The organism is Pseudomonas sp. FH4 (genome assembly GCF_000510915.2).
GTDB lineage: Bacteria > Pseudomonadota > Gammaproteobacteria > Pseudomonadales > Pseudomonadaceae > Aquipseudomonas > Aquipseudomonas brenneri.
In genome coordinates, this window is sequence record NZ_AOHN01000045.1 from 1 (window position 1) to 863 (window position 863).

1 protein-coding gene is annotated in these 863 nt (G+C 56.9%); it reads left to right on the forward strand.

All coding sequences use genetic code 11. The annotated features are described in order from the left end of the window. Positions 1 to 863: immunoglobulin-like domain-containing protein (locus H097_RS28350; protein WP_032863455.1), on the forward strand; the 863-nt coding region annotated here is incomplete at both ends.

The window sequence follows — 863 nt, forward strand, 5'->3', positions numbered from 1 at the left end:
ATGTGTACAAAGGCGACCAGACTGTTACTACCGGCATCAAGGAAGTGACTGGCGGCGAGCACTTTGAAAATCTGGTCCCAGGTACCGACACAGTCACCACCATCGTGACCGACACACCGGGCACCGATAACACCACCACCGTCACTCTGACTGCGCCTAGCGCCGTCAACGAAGGTGGAAAAATCATCTACACCGCCACCTTGAGCAACAAGGCTGGCACCGACGTCACTCTGACCCTGGACAACAAACAAACCATCACCATCAAGGCCGGTGAAACGGTCGGTACCGTGACGGTTGATGCTCCAGGCGATGACGTGTTCATCGACAAGAGCACCCAGACGGTCCAGATCACCGGGACCGCTGGTGGCAACTTCGAGAAGCTCGTGGTCGCCGGCGACGGCGCAACGACGCAGATCAACGACACCATCGACAAGGTTGATGTAGTCCTGACCGCGACCAAAACCGTGGGTGAAGGCGGCGAAATCGTCTACACCGCGACTCTGGTCGACAAAGATGGCAAGCAGGTCACCAACACCACTGGCCCACTGACGGTGACTCTGGATAACAACCAGACCATCACCATCGGCGTGAATCAGTCGAGCGGTACTGTTTCGGCTGTGGCACCGGATGATGTGTACAAAGGCGACCAGACTGTTACGACCGGCATCAAGGAAGTAACTGGCGGCGAGCATTTCGAAAATCTGGTCCCAGGTACCGACACAGTCACCACTATCGTGACTGACACACCGGGTACCGATAACACCACCACCGTCACTCTGACTGCGCCTAGCGCCGTCAACGAAGGTGGCAAAATTATCTACACCGCCACCCTGAGCAACAAGGCTGGCACCGACGTCACTCTG